General features: G+C 62.9%; 14 protein-coding genes. 11 read left to right on the top strand and 3 right to left on the bottom strand.

The features are described from left to right. Positions 1-44 precede the first annotated feature (44 nt). The 9 genes from QGV55_RS09025 to QGV55_RS08985 all read left to right on the top strand — a co-directional run bounded on the left by QGV55_RS09025 (position 45) and on the right by QGV55_RS08985 (position 10748). Complete coding sequence (locus QGV55_RS09025; RefSeq protein WP_281017149.1) at positions 45-332, top strand: DUF1330 domain-containing protein; 288 nt, start codon at positions 45-47, stop codon at positions 330-332. 34 nt (positions 333-366) lie between these two features. Next, the gene (locus QGV55_RS09020; protein WP_281017150.1) at positions 367-1275 is read left to right on the top strand and encodes a hypothetical protein; all 909 of its coding nucleotides are present in this window, start codon (positions 367-369) and stop codon (positions 1273-1275) included. Positions 1276-1296: 21 nt separating this feature from the next. Beyond that, positions 1297-2223 (top strand): homoserine O-succinyltransferase, encoded by a 927-nt coding sequence (locus tag QGV55_RS09015; protein WP_281017151.1) that lies wholly within the window; start codon positions 1297-1299, stop codon positions 2221-2223. A 210-nt stretch (positions 2224-2433) separates the two neighbouring features. After that, on the top strand, positions 2434-4587 hold the full coding sequence (locus QGV55_RS09010) for a tetratricopeptide repeat protein (RefSeq protein WP_281017152.1): 2154 nt from the start codon (positions 2434-2436) through the stop codon (positions 4585-4587). A gap of 2 nt (positions 4588-4589) precedes the next feature. Continuing rightward, positions 4590-6122, top strand: a complete 1533-nt coding sequence (locus QGV55_RS09005) for a GAF domain-containing protein (protein ID WP_281017153.1) — start codon at positions 4590-4592, stop codon at positions 6120-6122. Further along, positions 6119-7387: a hypothetical protein gene (locus tag QGV55_RS09000; RefSeq protein ID WP_281017154.1), complete on the top strand. Its 1269-nt coding sequence runs from the start codon at positions 6119-6121 to the stop codon at positions 7385-7387. The genes QGV55_RS09005 and QGV55_RS09000 overlap by 4 nt, the downstream gene beginning before the upstream one ends. Then, the gene (gene pelF / locus QGV55_RS08995; protein ID WP_281017155.1) at positions 7374-8912 is read left to right on the top strand and encodes a GT4 family glycosyltransferase PelF; all 1539 of its coding nucleotides are present in this window, start codon (positions 7374-7376) and stop codon (positions 8910-8912) included. Before QGV55_RS09000 ends, pelF begins: the two co-directional genes overlap by 14 nt. Beyond that, entirely contained in the window at positions 8912-10288 is a 1377-nt protein-coding gene (gene pelG / locus QGV55_RS08990) for an exopolysaccharide Pel transporter PelG (protein WP_281017156.1), read from the top strand. Before pelF ends, pelG begins: the two co-directional genes overlap by 1 nt. A 10-nt stretch (positions 10289-10298) precedes the next feature. After that, complete coding sequence (locus QGV55_RS08985; protein WP_281017157.1) at positions 10299-10748, top strand: GFA family protein; 450 nt, start codon at positions 10299-10301, stop codon at positions 10746-10748. A 103-nt stretch (positions 10749-10851) separates the two neighbouring features. Here the strand turns inward: QGV55_RS08985 and QGV55_RS08980 are convergent, their stop codons facing one another. Then, the gene (locus QGV55_RS08980; protein ID WP_281017158.1) at positions 10852-12648 is read right to left on the bottom strand and encodes an acyl-CoA dehydrogenase family protein; all 1797 of its coding nucleotides are present in this window, start codon (positions 12646-12648) and stop codon (positions 10852-10854) included. Positions 12649-12781: 133 nt separating this feature from the next. Here QGV55_RS08980 and QGV55_RS08975 point away from each other — a divergent pair, with 133 nt between their 5' ends. Continuing rightward, positions 12782-13735: a LysR substrate-binding domain-containing protein gene (locus tag QGV55_RS08975; RefSeq protein ID WP_281017159.1), complete on the top strand. Its 954-nt coding sequence runs from the start codon at positions 12782-12784 to the stop codon at positions 13733-13735. Positions 13736-13905: 170 nt separating this feature from the next. On the opposite strand, the gene QGV55_RS08970 is transcribed toward QGV55_RS08975, so the two are convergent. Both QGV55_RS08970 and QGV55_RS08965 read right to left on the bottom strand, forming a co-directional pair. Then, the gene (locus QGV55_RS08970; protein ID WP_281017160.1) at positions 13906-14670 is read right to left on the bottom strand and encodes a crotonase/enoyl-CoA hydratase family protein; all 765 of its coding nucleotides are present in this window, start codon (positions 14668-14670) and stop codon (positions 13906-13908) included. A 78-nt stretch (positions 14671-14748) separates the two neighbouring features. Next, positions 14749-15759: a LysR family transcriptional regulator gene (locus tag QGV55_RS08965; protein ID WP_281017161.1), complete on the bottom strand. Its 1011-nt coding sequence runs from the start codon at positions 15757-15759 to the stop codon at positions 14749-14751. A gap of 16 nt (positions 15760-15775) precedes the next feature. Between QGV55_RS08965 and QGV55_RS08960 the strand changes: the two genes are divergently transcribed. Next, positions 15776-16921 (top strand): nitronate monooxygenase family protein, encoded by a 1146-nt coding sequence (locus QGV55_RS08960; RefSeq protein ID WP_281017162.1) that lies wholly within the window; start codon positions 15776-15778, stop codon positions 16919-16921. Positions 16922-16924 lie beyond the last annotated feature (3 nt).

The raw sequence follows: 16924 nt of genomic DNA, 5'->3' as shown, positions 1-16924 counted from the left end.
ATGATCCGAGTGGAACAATTCACATCAACCGGGGAGCCAAGTCCATGAGCGCGTTCGTCATTGCCAGAGTTAATGTCACCGATCCGGCCAAGTACGAGAATTACAAGGCGCTCGCGCCCGCGACGATCGCCAAGTACCAGGGAGAGTATGTCGCCAGGGGCGGGGAGACCGTGACGCTGGAGGGACCGGCCGAAACCCACCGTGTGGTGGTCCTGCGCTTCGCCTCGCTGGAGGCCGCGAAGACCTGGTACAACTCGCCGGAATATCAGGCGGCGAAGAAGGAGCGTGAGGGCGCTGCCGATGGCTCCTTCATCGCGGTGGAGGGGCTCTGAGCCTTTCGGTCTTTCTGACTTCTGGAGTTGTCTGATGTTCTACGAATCCGGCGATGCGTTCCGCCGCGCGGCGCACAAGTCGATCACGCTGCTCGGCATGTCGGGTGTCGGCAAGACGATGCTGGCGGAACGCCTGCCGACCGATCTCTGGTTCCACTATTCGGCGGATTACCGGATCGGGACGAAGTATCTGGAAGAGGACATTCTCGACAACATCAAGCGTCAGGCGATGCAGGTCCCGTTCCTGCGGAACCTGCTGCTGTCGGACTCGATCTACATCTGCTCCAACATCACCGTCCAGAACCTGGACCCGATCTCGACCTTTCTGGGCAAGATCGGGCGACCGGCACCGGATGGGATGGAGGAAGGCGGCCTGAGCTATGCCGACTTCCGTGAGCGCCAGGACCTGCATGAACAGGGCGAGATCAGCTCCATGCATGATGTCGCCCGTTTCATGCGCAAGGCGCTGGATATCTACGGCTACCCGAATTTCATCAATGATGCGTCCGGCAGCATCTGCGAGATCGTGGATCCTTCGGGCAGCCAGGAGGATCCGGTACTGCATGCGCTGGCCGAGCATACGTTGCTGCTCTACATCCGCGCGGGGGAGGCGGACTACAACCGGATCCAGGCGGCGGCGATGCGCAATCCGAAACCACTGTTCTATCGCGACGACTTCCTGCGCTCCGTGATCCCCGAGTATCGGGAGGAGCGCGGCCTGCCTGCCGCACCCGTCGAGCAGGTGGCGGACATCGATCCGGATGATTTCGTGAAGTGGGTGTTTCCGAAGCTGTGGCAGCATCGCATCCCCCGCTACCAGGCCATCGCGGACAGATATGGCTATGTGGTCGAGGCTGCGGATGTTGCCGGGGTCCGTGATCATGATGACGTGATCAATCTGGTCGCGGACGCGATTGACCGTCGCGTCCGGGCCGCGGCCTGAACCGGCGGGGAGCGTTTCGAAATGACACTGTTCCTGCCCGAAGGATTGCCCTGTCTGGCGCAATTGCGCCAGGAGGGCCTGTCGGTGGCGGAGGTCGCCACGCCTGATGCGGCACCTGACAGCGCGCTTCGCATCGGCATCCTGAACCTGATGCCGGACAAGATCGCGACCGAGGTGCAGCTCATCCGCATGCTGGCGCATGAGACCCACGACGTGGCGGTCGTGCTGTTTGCCACCAGCGCCTACATGGACCGCGTGCGTCAGCCAGACTACCGGTCCGCGAATACCCCGGTGGACCATCTGAGGAAGTTCTATCGCAGCTTCGCGGAGGTGCGGGAATTCCGCTTCGACGGGTTGATCATCACAGGTGCGCCTGTCGAGCAGGTGCCCTTTGAAGAGGTGCCCTACTGGTCGGAGATGGAACAGATCCTGGACTGGATCGGACAGCGTCACCTGGGTGTGTTCAGCATCTGCTGGGGCGCACAGGCCGCGTTGAAGCACTATTACGGAATGCCGAAACACGTATTGAGTGCCAAGAGGTTCGGCGTTTTTTCTCATGCAGTACTGGATGAAGGATCGGTGCTGCGTGGCGTCAGCAGGCCCTTCGCGGTTCCAGTGTCCCGACATTCCGAAACCCGTCGGGAGGATCTGCCGGCTGACACGGGTCTGGTGGTTCTGGCGGAAAGCGCCGAGGCGGGGATCTGTCTGCTCGAGGACCCGGCGAAGGGCTGCGTCTACATGCTCAATCACTTCGAATATGACGCCGATACCCTGAAGCGAGAGTACGATCGCGACAAGAAATCCGGTGCGGCGATAGAGCTGCCGCTGAACTACTATCCCGACGATGATGACACCGCCCAACCGGTGGCGCACTGGCAGCAGGATGGTCGGGCATTCTATGGCAACTGGCTCGACAGCGTCGCGAGCCGTCGCGCATCAGGCGTCTGAGGGGAAGCCGCCATTGTGCCATAACGGGCGTGTGTTGTTTTATTTCAACCACTTCCGGCGCCAGAAGCGTTAGCTTGCTGGTCATCAACTTGCATTAATCTGGAGATCAGTTGGTCTATTGTGCAATTTGCACATGGGAAACGATCCGGGGGTTTGGCTTGCGTGCGTAGGATGTCGGCGGCTCGCGACGGGACGGGAAGGGCGGGGACAATGCTGTCCCGCGCCCTGCTGGTGCTTGCGCTGATCATGTCGCCGGTCACCAGCGGCATCGGCCAGTCCGCAGCCGTCGATGCGCCGCTGGTACGCGTGCTTTCGGCCGATCTGGGACCCATGGCACGGCTCGAGTTTTCCTGGCCCGGTCCTTTCCATGCCGAGATCGACCGCAGCGACCGGCAGTTGGTCCTGCGGTTTGATCAGGAGTTCAACAGCCCGTTCGTCGGCGCCTTGCGACAGCGGCTGGCCAACTGGGTTGTCGGAGTTGACAAGCGCGCGCGCTCCATTGCCATCACGACACGGCAGGACGCCGAGTTTGCCGTTCAGATCGACGGCAACGTCCTGGCGGTGGAGATCACGGCCCGTCCCGCACGGCTGGACGGCACGACAGCGGCCGGTGGAGCGACAGCCGCACTGAACCTGCAGCCGCCGGGCAGGGCAAAGCAGGACGCCACACGCGACCGATCGGTTGTTCTGGTGCCCCCGGGGGGATCTTCGACAGCGCGTGTGCCGGCCGTTCCGGCTCCGGCTCCGGTTCCGAACCGCGATCCGGCAGTTCAGCGGCGTCTAGACGCGGCGGCGGAACGCGCCCTGAAACTGCTCAGGCTCAAGGGACCGAACGTCCGGCCGGAGGTTTCCAGCGCGACCGTCGAACAGAGCACCACCACCGTGACGGAACTTGTCCTGCAGCCGCGCGTCGAGGTTTCGTCCGGCCCGGCGGGTGTCGACATCCAGTTTTTCTGGCCCAAGACGGTGACGATCGAACCGGAGGCAAGTGAGAGCGAATTGCTGCTCCGGTTCGCTGAGCCGATTGACAGCAGCGTCGCGGACGGGATCGCGGAGCAGTTGCCCGGCTGGCTCAGCAGTGTCTCCGTCGGCTACGACAGCATGCTCATCGTTGCCACGCGCCCGGTGAACTTCGGGCTCGGGCACGAGGGCGCGGTGACACGGATCACGCTGACGGAGGCGGGCGGAGCGTCAGCCGACGCCAGGTCGGCAGAGGACCTTCGGCTGGATGTCCTGCGCGCACGGCTGAAGGCGCGGCAGGGCAAGACGGATGCTGCCCGTTCCGATCTGCAGGACCTGCAGCAGACCGCACCCGACAATGCGGATGTGCTGGTCGAGCTTGCGACCCTGGAGGAAAGCGTAGGCTCATGGCGCCGCGCGGTCAGCCTCTATGACAGGGCGCTCAATCTGGACCCGAACCGGCGCGAACTGGCTTCGGCCCGGCGTTCACTGGACCGGGAGCACGGTTCACAGCTTCGCCTCGACAGCGATATCCAGTTCGTGGAGGGCGGTGATACCCAGTGGATCACCGTAGGCAGTGGTCGGGTCATCACGTCAATGACCACGGAGTTCGGCGTCCGCGTCGAGAATCGCTGGCTGGATGACGATCAGGTGCTGCGTGCCAGCGGCGTCACGGAAGCTGTCAGCGAGATGCATCAGCGCGGTGAGGTCTATGGCGCCGTTGAACTCGCACCGGGGCATGACCTGGAGGGGACCCTGCTCGCGGGTGCCGGTTCTCCGGGGGCCGCGCTGCGCTACGACTATCGGACGCCGCAGACCAGGACCACGCTGCGCCTGACCCTGCATCGCTCTTACTGGGAACTGGTTGAGGGCATCGTCGATGATGCGCTGCAGGACGCCATCGGTCTGCGGCACGAGCATCAACTCAGCCGCCGCTGGTTCGCCGAGGCGGAGGCAAGCCTGAACCGCTTCGGTATCGACACCATCGACACTGCTGCAACGTCCTTCGATATTGGCGGCGCCCTGCGTTATCGGGTGCCCTGGGACGCGGCGGACCTGACCGTCGGGTACACGATCAGCGGGCGCTATGTCGGCGCTGTCGAGACGCGACGCGACGCCAATGGCAACGCATTCAATCCATTGCCCCTGACCGATACCGAGTTCCACTCGCTGGACATTTCACTGGGTGACGCGATCGGCTCCGACTTCCGCTACAACACCTTCCTCAGCCTGTCGGCGGACCGGATCGGTGACGGGATCGGTCCCAGCATCGGTGGCGAGCTGTTCTGGGAAATCACCGAGGATTCGCAACTCGGCCTGCGCGCCGGGCATTCCCGGGTTTCGGGCCGTGGCGATGACGCGGTCTTCACGCGCTTCGGCGGCCATCTGCTGGTCAGGTTCTGATCATGCAGTCCGAACAGGCCAGACAGCTGCTGGGTTTTGGTGAGGAAGAGGCCGCACGCACGATCGTGAAGCAGGAATCCATGTTCCTGAAGTCGGCACAGGGTGTCGCCTATCTGGAAATCGCGCTGATCATGATGCTGCTCGTGGGCATCGACTATCTGATCGGCGGCATCAATGGCTTCGCGACGGTCAATCCGAATCCCTACTGGATTCCGGTCATCCTGATCTCGGTCCAGTACGGCGTCTTCGAGGGGCTGGTTGCCGCCTTCCTTTCCTCCATCCTGTCGGTCGGGTCCCGCCTGATCGGGCCCATTCTGGAAGATGCCATCGACAATGGTCTGGATGTGGCCATAAGCGATGCCATCGGCGGCGATTTCACCTCCTTCAACAACGAGGACTACCTGATTGCCTGGCAGTATGCCGCCGAGCCACTGCTCTGGCTGATCGTTGCCCTGATGGTGGGCCTGCTGCGAGAGCGGCTGCGCCAGCGCAATCAGCAGCTCGCCCGGCAATTGAGCGAGACATCGGAACGCGAGCAGGTGCTTACCTCCGCCTATGAGCAGCTGCTTCATACCAAGGAACATCTGGAAGTCCGTGTCGCGGGCCAGCTCAAGACGGTGTTCACGCTCTACCAGGCGGCGAAGGCCATCGAGAAGCTCGGCCCCGGTGAGGTCCTGATCGGTATTGCCGATCTGGTCCGCGCGGTCATGCAGCCGACCAAGTTCTCGCTCTATCTGCTGAACGGCAGCGTACTGGAGGCCGTGACCAATGACGGGTGGGACGACGACGATACCTACGCGCGGGTGTTCGATTCCTCGACCGCGATCTTTCAGGAAGTGGTGGGCCGCCGCCACATCATGTCCGTCGTCAACACGGTCGATGAGCGGCTGCTGGCGGGGGAGGGCATTCTCGCCGGGCCTCTGACGTCCGTCGATACCGGCGAAGTCGTCGGCATGCTGAAGATCGAGAAGCTGGGCTTCCTGGACCTGCATGTTTCCTCACTGGAGAACTTCCGCATTCTCAGCGAATGGGTCGGCACGGCCTTCGCCAACGCCCGTCGCTTCCGGAAGGCGCAGGGCAACATGTACTTCAATGATGACCGGACACTGTTGAGCGACACCGTCTATCGCCAGCATTCGCGGTTCATGAAGATCCTGGGCGAGAACCTGGGGATCGACGTGACTGCGGTGCAGCTGAAGGCAGAGGGGCTGGACGTGTTGCACGAGAACCGCCGCCATGCGGTGATCAAGGCCCTGCGTGATGTTGTCGAGCAGCATATGTCGCCCATGGTGCAGGCTTTCGAGTACAAGCAGAACGGGCGCGAGTTCGCGCTCATCCTGCCTACCGTCAACGCCGAAACGGATGGCGCAACGGTGGCCGAGAGCATTGCCAGTGCCGTGATGCACTATCTGGAAGTGGCCAGGGTGGAGGAGGTGAAGATCACCGCGACCGCCAAGGCGATCTATACCACACCCACCGAGCGTGACGCCGGGACCACCCCGGACACGCCGATCCTCAGGGCAGGCCGGGGATGAGCGGTGCGGCACTTTCCGATGCGGCTCTTGAGGCGGAACTGGAACGGATCGAGGTCGAGCGTGAGCGTCGCAAGGCATCGGTCGGCGGCAGTGATCATGCGACCCTCTCCATTCTGGGAATTGCCCTTCTGGCGACCATTGCCGAGGCAGGCATTCTGTACTTTCTCTATGCGCGCCTCGGTCCGGCCTGGATTGCGGCGGTGATGCACGCCCTGGCAGCGGTTCTGCTGGGGTTTGCTGCATGGAAGGTGCGACCCAACGGCGGCCACTCCCGCTATCTGGTGCTGGTGTTCGTCGCGACGACCTTCCTCGGCATCTTCGGGCCCCTTGGCACCATGATGGCAATGCTGCTGCATGTCCATTTCCGCAGGAACGCGACACCGTTCGAGGAGTGGTATGCGTCCCTGTTTCCCGATCATTTCGACGAGCCCTCCGAGAAGCTCTACGAGATGCTGACCCGTGGACTGGCCGACTCGGCGAAGCAGCAGAATGTCACCTCCTTCACAGATGTCCTGCAATATGGCTCCATCGAGCAGAAGCGGGCGGTGATCTCCCTGCTGACCCGCGACTTCAAGCCGGAATTCGCCCCGGCGCTGCAATCAGCCCTTTCCGACAGCAATCCGGCGGTGCGGGTGCAGGCGGCAACGGCCGCCGCAAGCATCGAGAACGACTTCCTGGAGCGGGCGATGGAGCTGGAGCAGGCGGCCAGGGCTGCTTCCGGTGACTATGCGGCCCAACTGGAGGTCGCCCGCCATTTCGACAAGTATGCCTTCAGCGGCATTCTTGATGGTGACCGGCAGGCGGAGAACCGCCGCAAGGCCGAGGAGGGGTATCGCAGGGCGCTGGATCTGGAGCCGACACTTGCGGATGCGCTGCTGGGGGTTGGCCGGCTTATGGTGCGGACAGACCGGCTGGAAGAAGCCGCACGCTGGTTCGAGGCTGGTTTCGCCAAGGGTATCCTGCGCCCCAGCGAACTGGCCTGGTACATGGAAACGGTCTTCCGCCTGGGTGATTTCGACCGGCTGCGGTACGCCGTTGCGGGATTTGGGGATGATCTGCTGGCCGATCCGACGATCAATGATCGCCTGCGCGACGTTATCATGGCCTGGCAGGGCGTGGACCCGACAAGGGAACTGGAAGAGGCCGAGCGGCAGATGCACCCGCCGGAGGGAGATGCCATCAGTTCGACAACGGACACGCCGACTGATGCCGCGCGCGAAGCCATGATGACAGGGGAGGCACTGGTACCCGATGGCGCGCGTTGATCATTTCGAACCTGTGGACGTGTGCCTGGTTCTGGAAGGCACCTACCCCTATGTGGCGGGCGGCGTGTCGAGCTGGGTGCATGACCTGGTGGGTGCGCAGAGCGATCTGACCTTCCATATCGTCAGCCTGATGCCGGGCGAGAAGCCACCGGAGCGTCGCTACGAGGTGCCGGACAATGTCCGGGGCATCAATCACGTGTTCCTGCAGAAGATGCCGTCAGGCAGTGGCAGGATCAGACGGTTGAAGCAGCATCTGAGCGACATGGAACCGGCGCTGAAATCCATGCAGGCGGCAGGTGACCTGAAGGATGTCGCCCACCTGCTGAAGACCCTTGCGCCGAACCGAAAGGCGTTCGGGCGTGACACCCTGCTGAACTCCGAGCCAGCCTGGCAGATGCTGCTGCGCATGTACCGCCAGGACATGCCGGAGAGTTCGTTCCTCGATTACTTCTGGACCTGGCGGTCCCTGCTGGGGGGGCTGTTCAACATCCTGCTGTCGCCGATGCCGGAGGCGAAGGTGTTCCACACCGTTTCCACCGGTTATGCGGGTCTGTTCGCCGCGCGGGCGAAGCTGGAGACCGGACGGCCGGTGCTGCTGACCGAGCATGGCATCTACACCAATGAACGCCGGATCGAGATCGCCATGGCCGACTGGCTCTATGAGGCACCGGGCGGCAGCCTCGGGCTGGAGAAGCCGAAACGTGACCTGAAGGACCTCTGGATCGATACCTTCGTGGCCTACAGCCGTTGCTGCTATCAGGCCTGCGATCAGATCATCACGCTCTATACGGGCAATCAGGACCTGCAGCGGCGCGACGGCGCGGCAGAGGAACTGTTGCGCATCATCCCGAATGGTGTCGATTACGAGAAGTATTCCAAGGTGGAGCGGACACCGAACGACCGGCCGACGATCGCCCTGATCGGGCGTGTCGTCCCCATCAAGGACGTGAAGACCTACATCCGCGCGGTTGCCCTGCTGCGGCGGGAGGTTCCCGACATCAAGGCCCTGATGATGGGGCCCACGGACGAGGACGTGGATTACTACCGCGAGTGTCAGCAGATGGTCGATCATCTGGACCTGAAGGAGAATTTCATCTTCACCGGTCGCGTTCAGTTGACCGAGTACCTGGGCCAGGTGGATGTCATGGTCCTGACCTCCATCTCGGAGGCGCAGCCGCTTGTCATTCTGGAGGGTGGTGCGGCAGGAATTCCGACGGTTTCAACTGACGTCGGCGCCTGTCGCGACATGCTGTTCGGCATGCCGCACGAGGATCCGCCGCTGGGTACGGGCGGGGCCATCACGCCACTATCCAACCCGGCGGAGACAGCGAAGGAGCTTGCGGCACTGATCAAGGATCCGGCCTACATGGCCAGCGCCCGGAAGGCGATCAAGGAACGTGTCCGCAAGTACTACAACAAGCTGGAGATCGACCGGATCTACCACGAGCTCTACGAGACCTTCATTGCCTATGAGACCATGTCCCCGGACGAACGCGTGAAGCGCGCCGAGCAGGAGGCCGCCTGATGGCCGGTATCGGATTTGCCCTGCGCCGTCTGACGGATCGCGATGACCTGCTTGGTATCGTGCAGGGCTATGCGCATTCGACGATCGTCTCGTCGGGGCCGTGGCTGTTCACGATCCTGGCTGTGGGGTCGATCAATCTCTTCGGGATCTATTTCACCGATCTGGAGGAGCTGATCTCCTTCCGCATCGTGCTGATCTACAACTTTGCCTTCAGCCTGGCCTTCTCCGGGCCGATCCTGCTGGTCGCGACCCGATACCTGGCCGACATGATCTACAAGAAGGCGGTCGTCGAGGCTCCGGGGATGCTGGTCGCGGCGCTGTTCATGCTGCTGACCACACAGGCATTCATCGTCGTTCCGTTCTATTTCTTCGTGGTCGATGTGCCGCCGCTGATCATCGCCGGGGCGCTGATGAACTACTTCCTCGTCACCGCCATCTGGATGGTGAATGTCTTCCTGACAGCGCTGAAGGACTATCGCTCCATCACCCTGGCGTTCTTCATCGGCATGATGTCCGGCGGTGGAATGGGGCTGTTCCTTGCCGCCGATTTCGGTGCCTTCGGCATTCTCGTCGGTTTCAACTTCGGTTTGGGCCTGATCTTCTTCGCCCTGGTTGCCCGGGTGTTTGCCGAATATCCCTATCGCATCACGCGCCCGTTCGCGTTCCTTGCCTATTTCCGCAAGTACTGGGATCTGGCGCTGGCCGGGCTGATCTACAATCTGGCGATCTGGGTCGACAAGTGGGTGATGTGGTGCGCGCCGGAACGCGAGGTGCTGGAAAGCGGGTTCGTTTCCTACCCGATCTATGACGGCGCCATGTTCCTGGCCTATCTGACCATCGTTCCGGCGATGGCGGTGTTCATCGTCAATATCGAGACGCGCTTCTTCGAGCATTACCAGCGGTTCTATCGCGACATCGAGCATCACGCGAACTACGAGCGGATCGAGGAAAACCACAAGAACCTGATCGACGCCCTGCTGGCCGCGTCCCGAAACGTGATCGTGCTGCAGTTCTGCCTGTGTGTGACCGCCATCCTGGTTGCCGGCCCACTGTTCGAGGCGGTGGGCATTCCGGCGCTGCAACTGGGCGTCTTCCGCTTCGGTGTGCTGGGCGCCCTGTTCCATGTACTGCTGATGTTCGTCGGAATCGTGCTGGCCTACTTCGATCTGCGCAAGGTCATGCTGGGGGTGCAGGTGCTCTACCTGCTGACCAACGGCCTGTTCACCTGGGTGACGATGGAACTCGGATTTCCCTACTACGGATACGGCTACTTCGTGGCCTCGCTGGTGACCTTCCTGGTCGGCTATGGCGTCTGCGCCTGGCATGTCGGTCGGTTGCCGTTCCTGACCTTTGTCCGCAACAACGCGTCGGTGTGAGGGCTGGTCCATGACAGCCGGGGGCGGACGCGATCAGTTACATTCCGGCGGTTGCCTCTGCGGTGCCGTGCGCTACAGCGTGGCCGGTGCGCCGGCGATCGTGGCCCACTGCCACTGCCGGGATTGCCAGCGCAGTGGCGGGGCAGGGCATTCGACCGGGGCCATGTTCCCCGTGGACCGGTTCAGGATCAGCGGCGACCTGAGCGCGTTCACAATCACGTCCGACAACGGAACCCGCGTCGTCCGGTCGTTCTGTCCGACCTGTGGCAGCGGGATATTCGGACGCAACGACGGCACGACCGGGCATGTCACCATCGCTCTCGGCACGCTGGACGATCCGTCCGCCTTCACGCCCGAAGTCGTTGTCTTCGCCCGCTCCCGGCCCGCATGGGACACGATGAACCCGGCCCTGCTGACCTTCGATGACCAGTCTGCCTGGAACCCGGACGACGGAGCCTGAACCGCCTCGGACTGTTATCCGGAACGAAGGCGGGGGGACTCCGGGTCCAGGCCCCGACACGTCGCCGGGCATTGCCTGAAAGGCATGGTTGCTGAGGCCACCCTCAGCCGAGCAGAGGGATCACATCCTTCAACTCGACCGTCCCGTCACGGAGCAGCAGGTGTTCCGCCGCATTCTCCCAGTCCTGCTGCCTTGGCGGAGCCGTCGGGTGATGCGGCGCCAGGTGATGTTCCAGGATCATCCGCGAGATGAGGGCGCGCCGTGCGTCACCCCCGTCACGGCCGAGCCTGTCACCCTCCCAGGCGAGCAGGACCGCGCTCAATGCATGATAAAGCAGGCTTGTCGCCAGACGGGCGTAACGTTCGTTGTCGGGGTTCTCGGCCACGGCCTGCACATATTCCGTCACCTCGTCCGCAACGTTGCGCAGCCGTTCAAGAAAATGGTCCGGCAGGGTCTCGATCTCATCGATCAGGCGGTGGAGTTCCGCTCTGAAAAGCTCATGCGCCCGTGACTTCGCGACAGCACGCTGCACGACATCGAGGGCATTGACGACGCTTGTCCCTTCCCACAGCACCGGAACGAAGGAATCCCGCAGCAACCGCGCGTTCACCCAGTCCTCGATGACACCATTGCCACCGCGCACCTCGATTGCCTTCGCGCATGCACGCACATTGTCCCGATTGCTGCGCATCTTGATCACAGGGGTGACGATGCGGAGCAGCAGCGTCGCGTCGTTGGAGCCTCCCTCGGCCTTAGCCAGGAGATTGCCGCCGTAGAGCGACGTCGAAAGGGCTGCCTCGGTGGGTACGAGCAACTGCATGATCTGGCGACGAAACAGCGGCTGCTCGAGGGCGGCTTTCCCGAACAGCTTCCGCGAGCGGCCAAAGGCAAGCGCCTCGTTCAGGGCCCGCCGCATGGTGGCTGCTGCCCGCATGCCATGCGAGAGGCGAGACATGTTGACCTGGTCGAGAAGGATCTTGATGCCTTGCCGCCGCTCACCAAGGACATGCGCGACGGCCCCTTCGTAGACGATCTCGCCGCTTGCCAGGGACCGGCTTCCAAGCTTGTCCTTCAGGCGCACGATCCGGTAGCTGTTGCGGGAGCCGTCATCCAGATCACGCGGAACGACAAAGGCAGTCAGTCCTGCCGTACCGGGCCCGTCCCCTTCACATCGCGCCAGCAGGACAGCGACCCCGCAGTCGGGGTTCGAGCAGAACCACTTCTCTCCATAGAGCCGCCAGACCCCGTCTTCCTGCCTTGCACACAATTCGTTCGCGCCGACATCGGAGCCACCGGCCTTTTCGGTCATGAACTGCGCGCCCTGCAACAGCTCGGCAGGATCAAGCGAGATCATGCGCTCGCCATACTTGCTCTTCAGCTCATCGGAGCCGTACTTCAGGACAAGCATCGCCGCGAGCTCGGTCACGGCAAGGGGGCACATCAGGCCGAACTCGGCCTGCGAGAACAAGTAATGCAGGGCGAACTTCACGACCGGAGATACACCGGTCTTCCAGCCCAGGATCGGCCGGTGCGGCGCTGCATGAATTCCGAACTGATGGAAGCCGACTTCCACCATTCGTTCGTAGGCCGGATGGTACTCGATCCACTGCCGGTCCCGACCGAAGCGGTCCCGATTGTGCAGTTTGGGAGGCGTCTTGTCGGAGAGTGTCGCCCATTCATCGAGTTCGTTGCCAGCCAACGCTCCAAGTTGATCGAAGTGCGGCCAGAAGTGCTGCCGCTCCTCATCCGTGAGGTAGAGGCCCAGCAGATCCTGGAGTGCATGGTCGATGGCGAAGAAGTTCGCCCCGCGGCTGTCGCCGCCGACATGGTCGGAGCCGGTAGGCGTTGACGCCGACCGGGACTGGCTGTTTGCGGCAAGTTGTGGGTCGTGAAGAACCATCGGGCTTCTCCCTGATCGAGGTTTCGTATGGATCGTCAGGCGAGGGAGCCTTGGGAGCAAACGACTTTATCGTGGAGAAATTTGAGTTTTTCTCATAGTTTGTCGATCTGAAGGCCAGAGTCCTGGGGTCCGAATGAGCGATTTTCCTCCACTGAATGCGCTGAAGAGCTTTGTCGTGGCAGGGCAGCAATTGAGTTTTACGAAAGCTGCCATTGAGCTCAACGTGACGCCCGGAGCGGTAAGCCGACTGGTCCAGAAACTGGAGGAGCATGTCGGGACAGTGTTGTTCCGGCGCACATCCGGTGGACTTGAACTGACTGCCGAGGGGGCTGATCTCCTTCGTGAAGTCGAAGGGCCGCTGGGTGCAGTTGCGGATGCGACGCGTCGGTTGCGGGATCGGGGGGCGAAACGTCGGCTGACGATTTCCTGCTACCCGACATTTGCCGCACGCTGGCTAATGCCCCGCTGGGTGCGATTCTTCGACCGGCATCCGGACATCGAAGTGCAGATCGCCACCACGTTGACCGACATTGACCTGCACGCGGAACGGACGGTCGATCTGGCAATCCAGCTTGGTCCAAACACAGTGCCCGCCCGATCATCCAAGGGCCTGGTCAGTGATCATCTTCTCGACATCGACATCTGTCCGGTTTCGCGACCCGATCTCTTCAGGGGACTGGAAACACCTCCCGAACTCGTGCGTGCACTGGCGGGAAAGACGCTGGTTCATGCGACGGCGCTGCCGGGTGCCTGGCGGAACTGGCTGCGGAGCTATGCCGATACACGTGACGATGCGGATCTCTGGAACGCGCTCGGTTGCATCGAAACCGATCAGGGTCTGACCTTCGAGACCCAGAACCTGGCATTCCAGGCTGCGCTGGAAGGTATCGGCGTTGCCATCGGCATACGCTGTCTGGTCGACGAGGAGATTCGGGACGGTCTTCTTGTCGAGCCTTTCGGTTTCCGCCGCAGGAGCAGCAAGAGCTTTCATGTCGTCTATCAGCGGCACAGACTGGACGACAGGAGCGCGATGCTCTACCGCGACTGGCTGCTGGAGGAAGCCGGGGCGATGCCGTCACCGCATTAGCCACCGCCTCCGGGCATGCTGCCGATCCGCTACACGCTGTCAGCAGGACAAAGTTCTCCGCGTCGTGGGTCGATGCGGGCGACATGGAGGTCCATTGCATCGCGTTGCACCGCCATGGCCTCGACGTCCTTTTCCTGCATTACGAGCAGGCATGGCTGGCACTGAAATGCCTACCGGCCCTTCCAGACCGGATCGCGCTTCTCGATGAAGGCGCGGGGGCCTTCCTTGAAGTCCTCGGTCTCCGACATGGCCTTGCTGGCGGCGGCGCTCATCTTCCAGAGTTCGGCATCGTCCAGCTTCAGCGCGTTCACGGCAATCTCGCGGCTGGCGCGAACAGCCAGCGGCGCATTGACCACGATGCGGTCTGCCAGGTCGAGCGCGGCCTGCGCCAGGCCATCGAGCGGTACCACATGGTTCACGAGGCCAAGCTGGTAGGCACGGTCAGCGCTGATCGGATCGCCGGTCAGGATCATTTCCATTGCCGGACCCATACCCACCGCGCGGGGCAGGCGGAACAGGCCACCGGCGGCCGCGGCGAGTGACCGTTTCACTTCCGGCAGGCCGAAGCGCGCACCTTCTGCCGCGATGACCATGTCGCAGGACAGCACGATCTCGCAGCCACCCGCGACGGCCGCGCCATTGACGGCGGCGATCAGGGGCTTGGTGCGTTCGCGCTTCACCAGACCGGCGAAACCGCCCTTTTCGGTCGAGAGCGCGCGCCCATTGCCTGCCGAGACTTCCTTCAGGTCCGCGCCGGCACAGAAGACCGTGCCGCTGGACTGGATGATGCCAACCCACAGCTCCGGATCATTCTCCAGCTTGTCGATGGCGGCTTCGATCCCGGATGCCACGTCGCCGTTCACGGCGTTGCGTGCTTCCGGCCGGTCCAGCGTGATGACGAGCACGCGGCCCTTTGTTTCTGTATTCACGGCCATTGTCTGCCTCCCCTTGCATGACTGGACGCATCATTCCCGATGACGGCAGTGCGAGTCCAATGCGAAGCGCAGGGGTGGCTATTCGCTGAGGGAATGGAAATTGAACGACTCCTGCAGGAATTGCTCGAATGCGCTCGCGCCAGGGGACGGCAGACGGGCCTGGCTGATGGCAAACACCATGCGCTGTATCGGCATGTCGACTTCCCTGGTGAACAGGTGAAAGCGGGAACGGAGCCTGCCGAACTCCGGGTTCTGGCTGATCAGCGGCGCACAGGCATCCGTATGGTCGATCAGGTCCTGTATCACGTCCATGTCGTCACAGACGTAGTGGGGGTTCAGGGGCGGCAGGCCGTTGCGGGCGTAGAGCGAGGCCAGGTCGGTCTGCAGGGGTTCCACTGTTGCCGGGATGATCATCGGGCAGGCCAGGATGTCCCGCTCCGTCACGATGCTCTGCCGGGTCAGCGGGTGGTCGCGACGGACGGTGAAGGCGCTGTGGAAGGCGGCAAGCGTGGTCAGTTTCAGGTCCGGCCAGCGTTTCAGCCAACCCCGGTGACCGACCACACCATCCAGATCTCCCGTGGTCAGGCGGGGGACCAGGTCATCCGTCGCACCGGTGGTGATCTCGATCCTGAGACCCGGGCGCTCCGCCGCCAGCGCCGCGATGGCGCGCGCGATGTAGCGCTGGTAGCCGGGCGGACAGACGCCGATCCTGAGGCGCCCTGCATGCAGACCCCGATGATCGGCGACATCGGCCAGCAGGTCATCCACATCGCCGATGATCATCCGTGCGCGCGCGACAAAGCGGCGACCCTGTTCGGTCAGGCGCACGCCGCGGGGCAGACGGACAAACAGCGGCGTGCCCAGCTCCGCCTCCACATCCGCGAGACTGCGCGTCAGGGCGGACTGGGTGATGTACAGCGCCTCCGCCGCGCGGGTCACGTTCTCGAAGCGCGCCGTCTCCACGACATGCCGCAGCTTTCTCAGATCGATGGCAATGACAGGACTCCATTCGCCTGGTGAATGGTTTTGATTTTCAAAGGAATTGGACTGAATTGCAAACACGCGCGACACTCCCTGACTGTGAAACATGGGGGAGGATCGGGTCATGCGGTCAGCAGTAACGGAAATGCTGGGAGTCGAGTTCCCGCTGATAGCGTTCTCGCACTGTCGTGATGTGGTGGCGGAAGTCTCGAAGGCCGGCGGTTTCGGCATCTTCGGTGCCGCCGGTATCGGCCCGGGCAAGCTGGAGGCCGAGCTCGCCTGGATCGACGACCACGTGGACGGGAAGCCCTATGGCGTCGATCTGATCGTACCCATGCGCTACGAGTCCAAGGGCGCGAAGGTCACCCGCGACGATCAGGTGTCCAAGGTGCCGCAGACCCATCTCGATTTCGTCACAGGGGTGTTCAACCGCCATGGTATCGAGGGCGACGCGCTTGATCCCGAGAGTCTGAAGCGGGGCACGCGCCTTGGCACCAACATCCGTGACGACGGCGCCAGTGCGCTGCTGGAAGTGGCTTTCTCCCATCCGATCAGGCTGATCGCCAATGCGTTGGGTACGCCGCCCGCCTACATGATCGAGATGGCGCGGAAGCACGGTGTGCCTGTGGCGGCGCTGGTTGGCGCGCGCGAACATGCGATCAAGCAGGTTCAGGCCGGTGTGGACATGATCGTGGCCTCGGGCGGGGAGGCTGGTGGCCATTGTGGCGAGGTCTCCACCATGATCCTGGTGCCGGAAGTCGTCCGCGCGGTCCGGGAGATTTCCGATATTCCGGTCGTTGCTGCCGGGGGCATCGTGACGGGGGAGCAGATGGCCGCCTGCATGGCCATGGGGGCGCAGGGAGTATGGACCGGATCGGTCTGGCTCACCACGGCGGAGGCCGAGACCTCACCCGTGGTGAAGGAGAAGATGCTGGCGGCAACCAGTCGTCAGACCATCCGCGCGAAATCCCGCACCGGCAAGCCATCGCGCCAGTTGCGCTCCGCCTGGACCGATGCGTGGGAGGCGCCTGATGCACCGGAGCCGCTGCCGATGCCGCTGCAGTCGATCATCGCCGAACCCGCGATGGCCCGCATCACGCGGCTGGCGGAGGGTGGACATGAAGGCGCGCGCGACCTGGCTTCCTACTACGTAGGGCAAGGTGTCGGCCTGATGAACACGGCCCAGAGCGCCAAGGGCGTAGTCTATCAGTTCATGGAGGAGTTTCTGGACGCCTCCGAACGCCTGTCCGGCCTGACCGCTCAGGACTGACAC

Source organism: Minwuia sp. IMCC3009, assembly GCF_029909415.1.
Lineage (GTDB): Bacteria > Pseudomonadota > Alphaproteobacteria > Minwuiales > Minwuiaceae > Minwuia.
The sequence above is the reverse complement of the archived record's forward strand: the minus strand, read 5'-3'. Positions and strand labels throughout refer to the sequence as shown.

Bases quoted from the DNA above. Each gene is read 5' to 3' on its own strand.
- QGV55_RS09020 (WP_281017150.1), top strand. From the start codon at position 367: ATGTTCTACGAATCCGGCGATGCGTTCCGCCGCGCGGCGCACAAGTCG.
- QGV55_RS09015 (WP_281017151.1), top strand. From the start codon at position 1,297: ATGACACTGTTCCTGCCCGAAGGATTGCCCTGTCTGGCGCAATTGCGC.
- QGV55_RS08980 (WP_281017158.1), bottom strand. From the start codon at position 12,648: ATGGTTCTTCACGACCCACAACTTGCCGCAAACAGCCAGTCCCGGTCG.
- QGV55_RS08975 (WP_281017159.1), top strand. From the start codon at position 12,782: ATGAGCGATTTTCCTCCACTGAATGCGCTGAAGAGCTTTGTCGTGGCA.
- QGV55_RS09010 (WP_281017152.1), top strand. From the start codon at position 2,434: ATGCTGTCCCGCGCCCTGCTGGTGCTTGCGCTGATCATGTCGCCGGTC.
- pelF (WP_281017155.1), top strand. From the start codon at position 7,374: ATGGCGCGCGTTGATCATTTCGAACCTGTGGACGTGTGCCTGGTTCTG.
- QGV55_RS08970 (WP_281017160.1), bottom strand. From the start codon at position 14,670: ATGGCCGTGAATACAGAAACAAAGGGCCGCGTGCTCGTCATCACGCTG.
- QGV55_RS09025 (WP_281017149.1), top strand. From the start codon at position 45: ATGAGCGCGTTCGTCATTGCCAGAGTTAATGTCACCGATCCGGCCAAG.
- QGV55_RS08965 (WP_281017161.1), bottom strand. From the start codon at position 15,759: ATGTTTCACAGTCAGGGAGTGTCGCGCGTGTTTGCAATTCAGTCCAAT.
- QGV55_RS09000 (WP_281017154.1), top strand. From the start codon at position 6,119: ATGAGCGGTGCGGCACTTTCCGATGCGGCTCTTGAGGCGGAACTGGAA.
- QGV55_RS09005 (WP_281017153.1), top strand. From the start codon at position 4,590: ATGCAGTCCGAACAGGCCAGACAGCTGCTGGGTTTTGGTGAGGAAGAG.
- QGV55_RS08960 (WP_281017162.1), top strand. From the start codon at position 15,776: ATGCGGTCAGCAGTAACGGAAATGCTGGGAGTCGAGTTCCCGCTGATA.
- QGV55_RS08985 (WP_281017157.1), top strand. From the start codon at position 10,299: ATGACAGCCGGGGGCGGACGCGATCAGTTACATTCCGGCGGTTGCCTC.
- pelG (WP_281017156.1), top strand. From the start codon at position 8,912: ATGGCCGGTATCGGATTTGCCCTGCGCCGTCTGACGGATCGCGATGAC.